The 14,593-nt window shown below is 67.4% G+C and carries 10 protein-coding genes and 1 pseudogene; 8 read left to right on the top strand and 3 right to left on the bottom strand.

All coding sequences use genetic code 11. The annotated features are described in order from the left end of the window. Positions 1-928 precede the first annotated feature (928 nt). Positions 929-1,396: a hypothetical protein gene (locus tag ACZ63D_RS40655; protein ID WP_465359666.1), complete on the top strand. Its 468-nt coding sequence runs from the start codon at positions 929-931 to the stop codon at positions 1,394-1,396. A gap of 706 nt (positions 1,397-2,102) precedes the next feature. Continuing rightward, complete coding sequence (locus tag ACZ63D_RS40660) at positions 2,103-2,549, top strand: hypothetical protein (protein WP_465359667.1); 447 nt, start codon at positions 2,103-2,105, stop codon at positions 2,547-2,549. A 937-nt stretch (positions 2,550-3,486) separates the two neighbouring features. Here the strand turns inward: ACZ63D_RS40660 and ACZ63D_RS40665 are convergent. After that, positions 3,487-4,236, bottom strand: a complete 750-nt coding sequence (locus tag ACZ63D_RS40665) for an SDR family NAD(P)-dependent oxidoreductase (protein WP_465359668.1) — start codon at positions 4,234-4,236, stop codon at positions 3,487-3,489. A 97-nt stretch (positions 4,237-4,333) separates the two neighbouring features. On the opposite strand from ACZ63D_RS40665, the gene ACZ63D_RS40670 reads away from it, so the two are divergent. From ACZ63D_RS40670 to ACZ63D_RS40685, 4 genes and pseudogenes are all read left to right on the top strand, one after another. Then, a complete protein-coding gene (locus ACZ63D_RS40670) occupies positions 4,334-4,756 on the top strand; it encodes a winged helix-turn-helix transcriptional regulator (protein WP_465359669.1) in 423 nt (140 codons plus the stop codon). 650 nt (positions 4,757-5,406) lie between these two features. Then, positions 5,407-5,679, top strand: a pseudogene (locus ACZ63D_RS40675) (DNA ligase-like domain-containing protein); the annotation flags it as partial. 133 nt (positions 5,680-5,812) lie between these two features. Beyond that, complete coding sequence (locus ACZ63D_RS40680) at positions 5,813-6,016, top strand: site-specific integrase (protein WP_465359731.1); 204 nt, start codon at positions 5,813-5,815, stop codon at positions 6,014-6,016. A gap of 379 nt (positions 6,017-6,395) precedes the next feature. Continuing rightward, a complete protein-coding gene (locus ACZ63D_RS40685) occupies positions 6,396-8,144 on the top strand; it encodes an ABC transporter substrate-binding protein (protein ID WP_465359670.1) in 1,749 nt (582 codons plus the stop codon). Between the two features lie 9 nt (positions 8,145-8,153). Here ACZ63D_RS40685 and ACZ63D_RS40690 read toward each other — a convergent pair whose 3' ends face one another. Beyond that, complete coding sequence (locus ACZ63D_RS40690) at positions 8,154-10,955, bottom strand: AfsR/SARP family transcriptional regulator (RefSeq protein ID WP_465359671.1); 2,802 nt, start codon at positions 10,953-10,955, stop codon at positions 8,154-8,156. 238 nt (positions 10,956-11,193) lie between these two features. On the opposite strand from ACZ63D_RS40690, the gene ACZ63D_RS40695 reads away from it, so the two are divergent. Together ACZ63D_RS40695 and ACZ63D_RS40700 are read left to right on the top strand one after the other, a co-directional pair. After that, complete coding sequence (locus ACZ63D_RS40695; protein WP_465359672.1) at positions 11,194-11,535, top strand: hypothetical protein; 342 nt, start codon at positions 11,194-11,196, stop codon at positions 11,533-11,535. Between the two features lie 646 nt (positions 11,536-12,181). Next, complete coding sequence (locus tag ACZ63D_RS40700; RefSeq protein ID WP_465359673.1) at positions 12,182-12,364, top strand: hypothetical protein; 183 nt, start codon at positions 12,182-12,184, stop codon at positions 12,362-12,364. A 497-nt stretch (positions 12,365-12,861) separates the two neighbouring features. On the opposite strand, the gene ACZ63D_RS40705 is transcribed toward ACZ63D_RS40700, so the two are convergent. Further along, complete coding sequence (locus ACZ63D_RS40705) at positions 12,862-13,341, bottom strand: hypothetical protein (protein ID WP_465359674.1); 480 nt, start codon at positions 13,339-13,341, stop codon at positions 12,862-12,864. Positions 13,342-14,593: the final 1,252 nt, after the last annotated feature.

Raw genomic sequence — 14,593 nt, forward strand, 5'->3', positions numbered from 1 at the left:
CCCCCCCCCCCCCCCCCCCCCCCCCCCCCCCCCCCCCCCCCCCCCCCCCCCCCCCCCCCCCCCCCCCCCCCCCCCCCCCCCCCCCCCCCCCCGCGCCGACATCCAGGAAAAACCCGAATGCCAGCCGTTCACCTGATCGGCCCGCGCCGCGGCGACCTTCTCGTGCACCAGTCCGTTCGCTGACCGGCCGTCCTTCGCCGCGGCCGGCGTGACGGCGGGCAGTCGCGAGGACGCGCCTGGCCTTCAGTGGGTGTCGGCTGCTGGACGTATGTCCTGGCCGACCTGAAGAACCGCGGCGTCCGGGACGCGCTTTCTCCTGCCTGCGACGGCGTGAAGGGTTTCCGGAGGCGTCAGGGAGCGCATGGCAGCACGCCTTCGTTCAGCCAAGCGCCGTCCACGCCCATCTCGTAGGGAAACGGAGCACGAAGCAGTGGGCAATAATTCGGCCCTGGTGCAACGCCTGGGGTGTGCCTGATCAATTTCTCGTCTGCGGCATCGAAATCCGCGAAATGATCTAGTCGAAAATCGCGATCGAGTCGCTGAGCACCCGCTCCGACGGGCTATCCGCGCAAGCTGGCGTTCCCCGCGGAATCGCACCGGAAGTCATTGATCAGCATATTCGTCATCCCGCCTCGCTCCTGACTATGAGACAATTGCGTGACCGGCGTTTCGATCTTGCTTGGTTGCTCAGCACGACGTTCACTCTTTTGGTTCTGGTGACGGATGCGCGGTCGCGGCAGAGTTGTGGTGCTGCACCCGTCTCGGACGCTCGCAGGCGATTCAGGTCCGGCCGCGCCGCTCCATTCCTTTCCTCTCCCGTCCGGGACCAGGGCGGCGCGGTGCGCAACGCGAAGAAAGCCGATTTCTCGACGCTTTCCCTGAACAGCAAACAGTCGGTTCCGTGATCGGTCTGAACAGGAGGAGTCCTATGTCATTCCCGCGCCGCACCCGATCGTTGCTGGTGTCCGGTCTGCTCGCCTCGGTCGCGGTCGCCATACCGGTCGTGACCGCCTCTGCCGGTGCCGCCCCGGCGACGACGACACCGCAATGCGGCAACGCCACCCTGAAAGGCACCTACACGTTCGCCGAGGACGGCTGGACCGTCTCCGGTACCGGCACCGTGCCCTTCGCCCTGGCCGGAGTCCAAACCTACGACGGAGCCGGCGGAGCCACCGGTGTCGTCACCACCAGCGCGAACGGCGTCATCACCCCCGCCACCCACAACACGGCCACCTACCACGTCAACCCGGACTGCACCGGAACCGTCGCCTACCACAACACCGCCGCCACCCTCCACTTCGATCTCTACCTCGCCCCCAGCGGCGACTCGTTCCACTTCGTCGAAACCGACCCCGGCGCGGTCAGCTCCGGCGTCGAAACCCGGGTTTCGCGATAACGAAACCCCGAAGTGCGCGACCAGACCCCGGGCAGGCGCAGCCGGACGGCATGCGCCCGCCCGGACTCCGCAGTGCTTCGCGTGCTCGCACGCCACAACGCCCGGGAGACGCTCCTGCGACGCGTCGAGAGCGACGACGAGCTGGCGGCAGCCCCGACGGGTGACGCATGGGCCGGGCGACGAAGGATCTCGCGGCCGGTTTTGCTCAGGAGGCCGGCTACCTGGACGGTGATCTTCTCGCTCGATGGCTCCGTCGGTCTGGCCGCCGTGCCTCCTCTCGGGGGATCCCAGCCGCGGCTGCAAGTCGTGGCGTTCGCGGTCGGACATTCCCGTGTCCACGTCCCCGATGTACAGCAGATCCCCGCTGCTGGAATCGTGCGCGCCGAGGAAAAGACCGCCGACCGCCCCGGCGACGCGTCCCTGTCCGGGTGCTGGCAGGCCGAAATGTTCGACTCCGGCGAATGGCCGCCGAAACCCCGCTCCTTGATTGCGGGGTGTCCGCGGTGGGCAAGGTTGCTGCGGCATTCGGCGCATGCGGCGAATGAAGCTGGCGCTTCTTCTTCCGGAAATGTCTGGCACGGTCCTCGCCGCGTAGTCGGGGGTTTCCGCCGAACAGCGGAGAACGATCCGCTGCCTTCACAGCTGTGGTGTTCACTGATGCGGCGATCAGCAGTCTTCATCTGGATCGGGGCGTGGTGGTGCCGCGATGTATGAGATTCCGCCGACCGCGGCGATGCGGCGATGGACAGTCGTGATCGAGGGCGAGTGTGCCGCGTTCCGGTGCTCGCCGAGGAGCGAAGGCCCCTCCGGGCTCAGGATGTTGCCGCGGGTGTGGCCGGGACGGGGACTTGGTGTCGGTGACGCTGAGCTCGGCGGACTCGCGGCTGCGGTGGCCGAGGCGATGAAGACGCCGGGCTACTGGATCGCGCGCTGTCGGGCGGGCCGTCCGTGGGAGGAGCAGCCGTGGGGTGCGGCGCATTGGGACGCTGAGGAAGGGTTCGTCTACGTGCCCGGGCCGTGCGGCACTCCGGGCCGGTCGGCCGGGTACCGTCCCGTGCGCTGCTTTCCGGTGGCGTTGCGGGATTTGCGCGGCCTCCGGATCCGGCTCGCGGCCTACCTGAACGCGTCGGTGCCCGTAGTACCCCAACCCTGAACCGTCCGAAAACCCGACGGGTCGAACGGAGGACCCAGGACTGGAGAAAACCAGCCTCCGGGACACCGCGGCGCGAGCGCAGACCGCATTTGATCCGGTCGCGGCCGACGGCCTTGCCGATACTCGACGCACGAAATTCGCTCTGCCCGAGGTGAATGCCCGGCTTTTCCGCAGCGCTGAGCCTGAGAGGGGAAATTCGGGATCAGATCGCTTTCTGCTCCGATTTGGTTCGTTCGCAAGCTCGGTCACCAGCACATCCTGCCAGTTCAGAGCGCCCCCGCCGGACCGGTCCGCGGCCAGGCATGCGGTGCCGGTTATCGGCCGTTCCCGTTCGGTCACGGTCGCTCCAGAGAGCGCCGCGACGCCGAGTTTCGGCCTCACTGGGTGGCGGACACGGCGGCGATCGGATTTCTTGGACTCATCGGGGTGCTGGCCGGGCAGTTCGCGTCGGCAACAGACTTCGCTGGGTGCCGCATGAACCGCCGAGGGGGTGCGCGATCGCCGTTGAGCCCGGTGATCCGGCGAGACTTGCCGCAGTGCGCGCAGACGGTTCTGTGGGCACTCCGGACATGTTCTCGACTGCGCGGTTCCGGGTGGGCGGCATCGTCAGCTTTTCTTGTCCGCGCTCCAGATGGCAGAGGGGGTCTCAGCATCGGTTTGATTCCGTCAGCCCCGCGCCGGGCACCGGTCCCGCTCCAGGAAGAAATGCGCGGGGAGGGCGGATGATGCAGCCGGTCCCGGCATCGAGCTCGTGACGGGCTGCGGGATCGAGCCGTGGGCGGCGCTTGCCGGTGTCCGAGGCCTATGCGCTGCAGAATTGCCAGCACGAGGCGGTCAGGCGAACAGCCGTCGGCTCGGAGGTAGATCGTGGCCGGGCTAATGTCTTCGGCCCGTACCTCGAAGTCGTCCATGAGCACCGGAAGAATGGCCGCCGAGGTCAGCGCAAGCCGCCCGAGGCGAAGAGGACGTCGCCGGTGATCCAGGCGGCGTCCGTGGAGGCGAGGAAGGCGACCACCTTGCCGATGTCGGCGGGCTGCCCGAGGCGGCCCAGCGGCGTGCTGGTGACGACCCGTGCGACGTTCTCATCGTTGATGAGGCCGAGATTTCGGGCGCCTTCGGTATCGGTGGCGCCCGGTGCGACGGCGTTGACCCGGATGTTCCGCGGTCCGAGTTCGTTGGCCAAAACCTTGGTCAGGCTGGTCAGGGCCCCCTTGGTCGAGGTGTAGAGGGCTGAGCCGGGCGTGTTGCTCGAGACGTCGGAGGTCGAAATGTTTACGATCGACCCGCCGTCATCGGGCGCTTGCCTGGCGAAGGCCTGGCAAGCGAGGAACACGCCGAGCACATTCGTCCGGTACAGCCGGTCGAACTCCTCCGGCGTGATCTCTTCGAGCGGCTGGAAAGAGAAACGCGCGGCGTTCTTCACCAGTGTGTCGACCGGGCCAAGGGCGGCACTGGCTTCGTCGAACAGTCGCTCGACACCGGCGGGGCTGCCGACGTCCCCGGCCCCGGCCACGGCCCTCCCGCCGCTGCCGACGATGTCGGCGACGGTCCGTTCGGCGGTCGAGCGGTCCGTGGCGTAGTTGACCGCGACCGCGGCGCCCGCGGCGGCGAGCGCCGAGGAAATGCCCCGGCCTATGCCCTTGCCGCCTCCCGTCACCAGAGCGGTACGCCCGTGCAGATCGATCATGAAGTCACTCCTCGTCGCGGCATTGATCGGTAACGAAGGCGACAGTAGCCAGCTGGCTTACCACTGGTAAGTACATACCTTGAGGTAAGCTCACGCTGTGGAGCAGCCACTAGAGACGATCTTCGGCGGGCGGAACGTCTTCGCCGCCGATTGCCTGGTTCGGCCGATCTTCGATGACATCACCAGCCGTTGGGCGACCTTGGTTCTCGCCCTGTTGACAACCCGGCCGCACCGCTTCTCGGAACTCGCCTCCAGGATCGGAGGCATCAGCGAAAAAATGCTCTCCCAAACCTTGAAAGCCCTTGCCCGCGACGGGCTCGTCAACCGCATCGTGACCCCGACTGTGCCCATCCAGGTCACCTATTCCCTGACGGCCTTGGGAACAGATCTGGCCGCGCACCTGATCGGCCTGGTCGCCTGGGTCGACCAGCACACCGACAAGATCCAGGCAGCCCAGGCCGCCTACGACGAAGACAGGCCAATCCCTCCCGCTGTGGCGAACCGGAAACTCAAGTTCTGACCGGCGGCACCGGTATCGGCGACCGCGTCCGGCGAACAACCCCTGCGTCGGCGGCCGGGTCATTCGCTGTACTGCGAGAGCCTCCGGGTTGCGACGCGCCATATACCGTCCACGTGACGCACGGGCGTCCGCGTGAAGCGGACTGGATCCGTCGTGCTCGACGACACCCGGACCCCGACCCGGCCGCATTCCTGCTGCACGCGGCCCCGCCGATCTCGCCCTGGCCGAATCGACGCGGGTCAGGTTGCGATCGGGGTGGCTCGGGCCCGGTCACCGACGAGGACTACGGCGAGCCGCCGAAGAATGCGAGGGCGGAGAGCGGAGCGAGCGCGAACAGCGAGTCGACCACGAGCGCCAGCCTGGCAAGGACTGCCAGGCCCGACGGTCTCGGGGCGCGGGAAACAGTCGATCCCGTGGGCCGCCGCTTACCAGCCATCCTGAGGAGCGTGCCAGGAAGGCGGACAGGATGCTGCCCTGCCCGAAGCGGCGCATAATATCCACATTGGACAGTTGCCCGACACGGTGGACTCGATGCTCGGGATCACTGGTTCGCTTCCGAGGCGGGTGACTGCGTCGGGTGGCCGGGTGGGTGACCGCGTTGCGGCCGCCGGTGCCGCTGGCCCTGGCGGTGTCTGTTGCGCGAGGTGCCGGTGTCCAAGCCGGGCCGGATTTGGGCGCTGGAAGCTAAGTTCGACGGCTGGAGGGCAGCGCTGTTCGCGGCGGCAGGCGTCTTGCAGCCGCGTCGGGACAACGACCTGAGCCCGCGGTTCCCGGAGATCGGCTGGGCGGCGGCGCAGTGGGGCGACGTGGTGCTCGACGGAGAGATCGTCGCCCTGCGCGAGGGCCGGTTGGACTTCGGAGCGCTGACCTCGAACCCGCGGACGCGGGCGACGCCGGGCATCGGCGTGTACTTCGTGGCGTTCGACCTGCTCGCCGAAGCGCGGTCGGAATCGAAAGCGTGGTGGCAAAACTTATCGACACGCCCTATCGCACGGGGCCTAGCAGTGCCTGGGTCGCCCTATAGGAGCAGCGGTATCCGCGGCGTTGACAGGGCAGGTGCTGCGCTACCAATTGCCAGTGTTCTTCCGCTGGTTTGCCGGACGTGGCAAACGGTGGAACGGTGCCACCACACAAGATTTCGCCGCGTACGAGGCACACCGAACGCGCGCACAGCGAGTCGCAGAAACGACTTGGAACAGAACCATTGGGCCTTGGCACGGTTCTACAGTTGGGCGGAGCGCGAACAACTGGTCACGGTGAACCCGATCCCTCCTCGGCAGACCCAGAGGATGCGGTCGTCCGCGATTGCAGGGTCGCATCGAAGACGGGGCGGTCTCCGACCCACGCGGCATAAACCTGGTGTCCGGTCCGGGGGACCTCAAGCTGCATTTACGCCGTACCTGCCGATGACGATCCAGTCTATTTGCGCGACAGTTATGGCGTGATCGCCCGCACGCGGCACAAACTCCGGCGTGGGAGATGGTACGGAATCAGACGGTTGCGCGTTCCGGCCATTCTGCGGAACGCTGAGACGCGGTGGCGCCGATGTCGGCCGGGGAACCGCCGACAACCGACTGGGCAACCCGGGGATGTGCGGATGACGAGTTTACGTGCGGCGATGGGTGTTTTGATCTTGGTCATGGCTGCCGGAACGGCGGGTCCGCCTGCCGGAGCGCAGCAGACGCGGGTATTGCGGGTGGCGATGGTGCAGTCCGTTGATTCGCTGAACCCGTTCTTGTCGACCTCGCTCGCGGGTACTGAGATCGGCCGGTTGCTCTACGAAAATCTCACCACGTACGGGGCGCGGGATTTCGGGGTGGGGCCTGGCCTCGCGGAGAGTTGGCGGGTCGATCCCGATGGCCGCACGTGGAGGTTCGTCATCCGGTCTGGCGCGCAGTGGTCGGACGGCGCGCCGATCACGGCGAGGGACCCGGCGTTCACGTTCAACCTGATGCTCGCCAATGAGGTCGCGCGGACCGCGAACGGGAGTTTCGTCGCGAATTTCGAGTCGGTGACCGCGGCGGACGACCGGACGTTCGTGATCAGGACGAAGCGCCCGCAGGCGACGATGCTGGCGCTGGACGTCCCGGTGGTGCCTGAGCACGTGTGGTCGAAGATCGGCGACCTGCAGCATTTCGCGAACGACCAGGCCCCGACGGTGGCGAGCGGTCCTTTCGTGCTCGTGGAGCATCGGGAGGGCCAGTTCGTGCGGTTGCGGGCCAACGATCGGTTCTGGCGGGGCCGCCCGAAGGTCGACGAGGTGCAGTTGCAGCGGTACTACACCGTGGCCGCGGCGGTCGAGGCCGTGCGGCGCGGGGAGGTCGACCTGATCGGCAAAGGGCTTGCTGGTTCGGCGACCCCGGAAATGGTCGACGGCGTACGCGACGAACCCGGTGTGTCGGTGAACTCGGCGCCTGGCAGCCGTTTCTACGAACTGGCGATGAATCCGGGTGCGGCCACCCGGGCCGGGAGGCCCATCGGGGACGGGCATCCCGCGCTCGCCGATGTCCGGGTGCGTCAGGCGATCGCGTTAGCGATAGATCGCAAGAAGCTGGTCGACACCGTTCTCCTCGGGCACGGCGTGCCCGGCGACGCCTATCTGCCTCCGGTGCTGGCCGAGTTCCGGTGGGAGATCCCCGCGGCTGAGCGACGGCCGTTCGACCCCGCGCGGGCGAACCGGATTCTGGACGAAGCCGGGTATGCCCGCGGCGAGGGCGGCATGCGCCGGACTGCCGGGGGACGCCCGTTGACCTTCCGTCTCTACGGTCGAGCGGACCGCTACGTGGACGCACGGGTCGGCGCCTTCGTCAAGGGCTGGCTCGCCGACCTGGGCATCGGTGTGGAGGTATGGAACATGGACGGCGGGCGGCTCGGCGATCTGGTGAGTGCCGGCGAGTTCGATCTGACCTTCAGCAGCTGGGGGGTCAGTCCTGATCCGGATTACGTGCTCGCGATCCAGACGTGCGCACGCCGTCCCGGCGAGAACGGCACCGGTGGCAGCACCGACACGTTCTTCTGTGATCCGCGATTCGACGAGCTCTACGCACAGCAGGCCGCCGAACTGGACCGGGGGCGCCGCGCGGATCTGATCAGGCAGGCTCAGCGTCGCTGGCACGAACTCGCGCCGGCGGTGACGCTTTACTATCCCGATTCGCTGGAGATCTACCGCAGCGACCGATTCCGCCCGTTCCAGACTCAGCCCCAGCCGCGAGGTTCGATCACCGGCCAGAGCGGCTACTGGGGCTACCTCAGCGCCGACCCTCTCCCGCCGCCCGCGCCACGGGAGACCTACGTCGGGTACGTCGCCGCGTTCATCGCGATCGCAGCCGCGGCCGCGGGGTGGGTGTTCATTTACCGTCGCCGCCGGGGAATCGACTCACGGGAGTGACGCCGGGGATCAGGTGTTCAGCAGGATGACCTCGGGAGTGTCCGGGTGTTCCTGGCCCAGCAGCCGCTCGGCCTCGTCCTCGTCGAGCGACTGGATGTCGCGGAGCATCACGATCGCGGTGTCCCAGTTGCGGCGTGCGCCTGCGTGATCGCCGAGGGCATGCGCGGCTTCCCCTAGTCCCCAGTACTGCTCGGCTTCGTTGTAGGCGTCCCCGAGCTCGTGGAAGATTTGCCGGCTCCGCTGGTGGTAGGCGATCGCGTCCCGCGGCTGACCCGAGCGTTGGTGCGCCCAGGCCAGATTGGCCAGGGCGATGCCTTCGCCAAGCCGGCTGCCCACTTCGCGGCTGAGGTGGGCACTGCGCTCGAGGTGGCCGATGGCCGCCGCGAAGTCGCCGCGATCCTGGCAGACCAGCCCGAGGAAATTGCGCGCAGATGCCTCACCGGCCCTGTTGCCGCGCTCGGCAGCGAGCGCCAGGCTTCGGGTCAGGTAGCCGGTCGCCGCGTCGTAGTCGCGGTGCTGGCGGGAAAGGTTGCCCAGGTCGATCAGGCAGGCCTGCTGACCGACCGCATCACCCAGCTCTCGCCAGAGCGTCAGTGCTCGGCGGCTGTTGCCGGCGGCCTCGTCGAACTGGCCGGCCTGGCAGCGCAGCGTGCCGAGATCTTCGTAAGCTTGCGCCTCCGCTCGGCGGTCGCCGAGCCGATGCGCCACCCGCGCGGCGAGTTCGTTGAGCTCGATGCGATCGGCGGTGTGGCCCCGGTTGGCCAGCGGCCGGTACAGCGCGGCTACGAACCTGACCGCCAGCGTCGCTCCCGCACCTGGCACATCGGCGATTCGGTGCGCGGTGGCGACCAGGTTCTCGTACTCGTCCTCCGCCCACGACACCGCCTCGACGGCGGAGGGCCACGGACATTCCCCGACCGAGCCTGAGACCCGCCTGGTCTCAGCGGGATGAATGATCAGCGTCGCGTGCTCAGCGAGACGGAGATAGTGGCGAGACAGCCGCACGAGCGCGGCGTTTCGCTCGGTCTCGGAGTCGTGCCGGACAGCTTGCTCACGGGCGAAGGCCCGGACAAGGTCGTGCATGCGGTATCGGCCCGTGGCGGTCTGCGACAGCAGATGTTCGTCGAGTAGCACGTCCAGCCCTTCCTGGGAGTCCGGCTCGGCAAGCCCGGTCAGCGCCGCTGCCGATGCGGCAGCGAAATCCTGTCCGGGATGCACAGCGAGCAGCCGGAAGAGGCGCTGGTGCGCCGGTTGTAGCGATCGGCAGGAAAGCTCGAAGGTCATCCGCACAGCGCGAGCATGCGGAGCGAGCTGGCTGAGATGCTGCCCGGCGGTATCGAGACGGCTGGCCAGGTCGCTGAGCCGCGAGCGGGGGCGAGCGCGCAGGTGGCGAGCGGTCAGCGCGACGGCGATCGGCAAACGCCCGCACAGCTCGGCGATGCGTTGCGCGGCTGCGGGTTCGGCGGCGACGCGGCCCTCACCCGCGTGCCGGCCGAGCAATCTGACGGCTTCCGCGGGCTGGAAAGGCTCCAGGAGCAGGGAGTGGGTCCCGTCGATCCCGGTGAGAGCGCGTCGGCTGGTAGCCACGACGAGGCAGTTGGGCATGCCGGGCAGCAATGGCCGGAGTTGCGTCTCGTCCGCGGCGTCGTCCAGCAGGACCAGAGCCCGGCGCTTGCTGAGCCGGTCGCGGTAGAGCGCGGCGCAGGCGTCCAGATCATCGGGCACCTGCTGGGCAGGAACCTCGAGCAGTCGGAGAAAGTTCCGCAGCACAGTGGCCGGCCGGGCGGGCGGCTGATCAGGGTGGAAGCCGCGCAGGTCCGCCCACAGCTGGATCTCGTCGAACAGCCGGCGTCGCCGCAGCTGGTGCGCGAACCGCACGGCCAGGCGCGTCTTCCCGACACCGGCCATGCCTTCGATCGCGCAGAAGGTGACAGCGGTGTCCGCAGGGTGTTTCCCCGCTTGGGATGCGAGCTCATGCAGGCGGCACAACTCCGTGTCGCGGCCGGTGAAGTCCGCGACATCGGCGGGAAGCTGGTGATGGGACACGAAGCGAGCGACGGCCGTCTCGCGGGGCGTTAGCGCGGGATCGGCGATGAGGATCCGCTGGTGCAGTTGTTGCAGGGCGGGGCCGGGGTCGACGCCCAGTTCTTCGGCCAGCCGGGTGCGCAGTTGCCGGTAGCGGTCCAGGGCGTCGGCCTGGCGGCCGCTTCGGTACAACGCGACCATGTACTGGCCCGCGACCTGCTCGTCCAGCGGGTGCTGCGTCGTCAGGGCTGAAAGCCGTGCCACCAGTTCCTCGCCTTGGCCGGCGCGCAGCTGGGCGTCAACCAGGTCGTGCTCGACAGCCGTTCGCTCCTGCTGCCACCGGTCGCGCTCGCTTTCCGCCCACTCTCCCCTCAGCCCGGTCAACGGCTCCCCGCGCCACAGCGCCAACGCCTCGGTAAGTAACGCCACCTGGCGAGTGTCGTCGCCGTCGCGGGCGCGGTCGCGCAGACCGCGAAACCGCAACAGGTCCACCGCTTGGTCCGTCTGGGCCACCGTCAGTGTGTAGCCGCCGGAGCGGTGCGCGATGCCCACCGAGCGACCCAACGCCGAGCGCAGCCGTGAGATGTGGCTGTGCAGGGTGGCGCGTCCACGCCGGGGTGTGTCCGCTCCCCAGACTCGTTCAACCAGGCAGTCTGCCGGCACGAGACGGCCGGCGTCCACCGCGAGCGCGGCCAGCACACACCGCTGCCGGGCGGGCCCGAGCTCCACTGGCCGCCCGTCGATATGCGCAGTCACCTCTCCCAGCAGTGCGATCGCCACCGCCACGTCCGCTCTCCCCGTGCTCGATGCCTCCCTAAGGACAGGAATAGCGCGATGAGCAGGGCAATGCAGAAATCTGGCAAGAAATTCACACGGACAGCCGTCCATCGTGGCATTCGAGGCGGTCCAGGAAGACCGCTCAGGGATGGAACCCACCGCCGCGTCGGCCTGCGAAACGCGGACCGAGGCTTTACCGCGGCGAATGGCGACCGTCTCGCCAAGCGAGAACAGGAAGGAAACACAGATGACTAGGATGGCGCAGCGTTCGGCGATGATCCTCGCCGGATTCGCGATCGTTGGTGGTGCGTCCCTCGCCGGGGCGTCCACCGCTGCCGCCCAAATCGGTACATCCGACCACTCGGCCACCACGCGAAGTGTGGACTCCGAAACCGTCCTGAGGAACTGCTCGGCATGGAAGGCCAGCAAAACGTTGGGCGCGGGTTGGTGCCAGGGCGGCAAGTGGTGGCGGGTGGGTGTGCAGTGCACCGACGGGCAGCACTACTACAGCCCCTGGTCGCGGGACACCGGCACGATGTATGCCAAGTGCGGCAAGGGCACGATCACTAACGTGTGGGTGGACAACTGAGGTGTTCGCGTCAGCGACACCCGCCCCTGCGGTATGAAGCGGTGAATCTCCAAGGCGGGCGGCATCGTCGGACATCCTGGCGATGCCGCCGGCTTTTCACCGAGATGCCAACCTGCGTGGGAGCGCTGCCGCGCCCGGCAGGCGTTCTCGCACGCTGTGCGTGCTCTAACGTGGTGGCGCGTGCCGGACAGTCGAGCCGGGGCGGTATGCGGACATGCCCAGGCCCGGGGGAGGGGGCGGACGACTGCAGCTCAATGCCGACGACTGCCCGCCGCGCGCGTTCACCGGCAAGCGATTGCTGTCACTTCGGCAACAGGGCCGAGGCTGGGACTCGTCGGGTGCCGCACAGTGCTTCGCCGTCATCTGTTCATGCTCCGGCGTGCTGGCCGAACGCCAGTAAGCCCACCGTGCGCGAGGCGGAACTGGGAACCGTCGCGACGCGCTGCTCGCGCCATCCTCGGGCCTCCCGTCCACTCGGACACTGAATGCCGTCGGTTCCATGGTGACCCGAACGTTCGCGCCCTGCTCGGTGACTGTCCACAACCGACAGATGAGCGCCGTAACTTGATCGCGCCGGTCGACAGGGAGCCCGTTGACGGGAATTGTCGGCGACTTGCGCGGCGAGGACATCGGATCGAGTTAGGCCATGTTGGCGGCGCATGAACTGTCGGCTCGGGATTCTCCGCTCACTTTCGGGCTGAAGCCGACCGCCAGCGTCGTATCCCTCCGGGACTGGTACCGGCTGCTCGGCGTCGACGACGCCACCCGCGCGTCCTCTTGGGTAAGCAACGGCGCCGCCGTCGAAATCGGCAACGGATTCACCTTCTGACGGCCATCCGGCGTCCGGTCTGGCAAGACTGTTGAGGACGCTATCGTAGGGGGAGCTCGTAGTGAAAGTCGCTGACCACGAATAAATAATTCTGCGAGACGACGTTGGCGGAACGGCGGCGGGCGTGTCCGACGCCTTGTCGTCGCGAGCTGACGGCCGGAATGGTACTACCGATCCGGCGGTGGATGAAACGCCTGTGCTCTTCACTGGTCGCCAGCGTGCAGCGTGCCAGCACGACCGGGCGCAACGCGGTGAGGATCACCGCGGCGCGACCCTCGATCAGGACAGTCAGGCTGTCGCTCCAGCCTTCTATTGTCGAAGGCTCGGTTCAGGAGACAGGGGAGCTTCCCTGGCCGGTGCCGCCAGCGGTGACCACGGGGTCTCCGGCATCCATCGATTGTCTTGGTCGAGAACCGATCTGCCGGAGACCCCGCCTATTCAACCAACGGCATGCCGCGATCCGGGCTACACGTCAGCCTTTGGCAGTGGAACACGGTCTAGTAGAGGCTGCATCCGTACGGCACTCCGTTCAGCCAGCCCTGGTCGACGATGCGAATCTTCGACCAGGAGAAATGGTAATTGTCGAACGTGGCCGGGCTGGTGATCCACATCTTGACGCCGTTGCTGACCAGGAAGATGGCGTCGGTGTTGGGGCCTTTCACCAGAGCGGCGCCGTCGGACAGGTCGACGTCACGCGGGATGTCGTTCACATTGGTGGTCACTATTCCATTCCAGTCGACGAAAAGAGCCTCGTAGGTGGCCGGCCCCGGAATCCATCTCCGTGAACCGCACAGCACCAGGTACACTGCCGGATCGTCGGCCGCTTTGACTCGATATCCGTCCCATCCCGAGTAAACTCCAGGCGACGAGTGACCGGATGCTGCTGCGCCTTGTGCTGGTCCGGTGGATACGGCGATCGCGCCGAGCAGCGTCAATGCGAGTGCGCCGAAACGAACTATTCGACCAAATGTGACCATGATACTCCTTTGAATCATCTTACTGGGACCGAAATTGATCTGATTGGTCCACGCCCCGCGTAGACAGGTCCTGGACGTTGGCGCCAGATCGGCCGATGGTCTTGTGCAAATGCGAAACACGGGTGCTGGCTGAGTGAAGATCTTGCTTTGCGGTGTCGACGCTGTTTCACCTGCGATGGCCTTTGCCCAGCGCGCGGCCACCGCTGTGCCTGGCGTCAAAAATCCCGGACGCCAAACGCGCCGGTCACCGCGACCAGATCCACGGGCACTGGAGGTCGACGCAGTGGTTGTAGTACGCCCTGCCTGAAGGGCCGTCCGGGTCCCAGCGGACGCCACCGCTGGTGCGACGACCGCGGGAGAGTGGCGACCGAGAGCGTTGCCGCTCCCAGCAAGGCACGCATGCCGACCTTTGACATGTTTCCTTCCCTTGCTGGCGATTTCTCGTAGTGTTCGGATCTTGTGCACGGCAGACGGAGACCCGGCTGGCAACAGCACGTGCGCAATCTGGCGAGCGTTACGTTTCGGTAGGGGTTCTTCGTTCTCTGGCGCCCTTCACCCCTTGATCCCCGATTTTCTGGACGTGGCCTCCATGTATCTCGGGTGTAGCGCATCCGGGTTGTTCACCGTCGAGCGCTGGACGTTTGAACAACAACGTCTGAACAATGACTTGCCCGGGGAGGGGATGAGTCGTGCCGAGTCCGGAACGTCCGCTGTCTGGCGACGACACACCGCTGCTGCGGCTCGTCGCCGATTTACGGCGGTTGCGGCCGAGTACGGGAGCCTGACCTACCGCGAACTGGGTGCCCAGACGCGCTATTCGGCGGCCAGCCTGGCCGCGGCGGCGGCAGGCCGGAAGCTGGGCGGGTCTGGCGGCTGGGGGACGGGTTCAGACGCGGCCGGGTGTCGCGGGGCGCGCAGGTGGACAGTGAGCCGGATGCGAAGCCCTCAGAGGTCGGGGAGCACGATCGGCAAGCGGTAGGCGGGCCGGTGTCCGGCGGTGCGGTCGGGCTGTCCGCAGAGGTCGGCGAAGTAAAGAAACCGGTCGTCGGGATCGAAGCGGGGGTGGTGCCCACGGCTGGTCCTGCCACGGGCGGTCAGTCCGGTGGCTGGCGTTCCAGCAAGCCGGGGTCTTCATCGTTTCGGCGACCACGCGCGGGCGGAAAGTCGTGGGTGGATGGCCTTCTGGAGTACAGCGTGCGGCCTGGTGTGCCTGGCGAATTTGGTCCGGTGCAGCCGCAAGAGACGGGTATAG

The sequence above is a fragment of the Amycolatopsis sp. NPDC104775 genome (assembly GCF_055583325.1).

Coding starts and splice junctions, on each gene's coding strand:
- ACZ63D_RS40655 (WP_465359666.1), top strand. CDS start 929: ATGTCATTCCCGCGCCGCACCCGATCGTTGCTGGTGTCCGGTCTGCTC.
- ACZ63D_RS40660 (WP_465359667.1), top strand. CDS start 2,103: ATGTATGAGATTCCGCCGACCGCGGCGATGCGGCGATGGACAGTCGTG.
- ACZ63D_RS40665 (WP_465359668.1), bottom strand. CDS start 4,236: ATGATCGATCTGCACGGGCGTACCGCTCTGGTGACGGGAGGCGGCAAG.
- ACZ63D_RS40685 (WP_465359670.1), top strand. CDS start 6,396: ATGGCTGCCGGAACGGCGGGTCCGCCTGCCGGAGCGCAGCAGACGCGG.
- ACZ63D_RS40695 (WP_465359672.1), top strand. CDS start 11,194: ATGACTAGGATGGCGCAGCGTTCGGCGATGATCCTCGCCGGATTCGCG.
- ACZ63D_RS40700 (WP_465359673.1), top strand. CDS start 12,182: ATGTTGGCGGCGCATGAACTGTCGGCTCGGGATTCTCCGCTCACTTTC.
- ACZ63D_RS40705 (WP_465359674.1), bottom strand. CDS start 13,341: ATGGTCACATTTGGTCGAATAGTTCGTTTCGGCGCACTCGCATTGACG.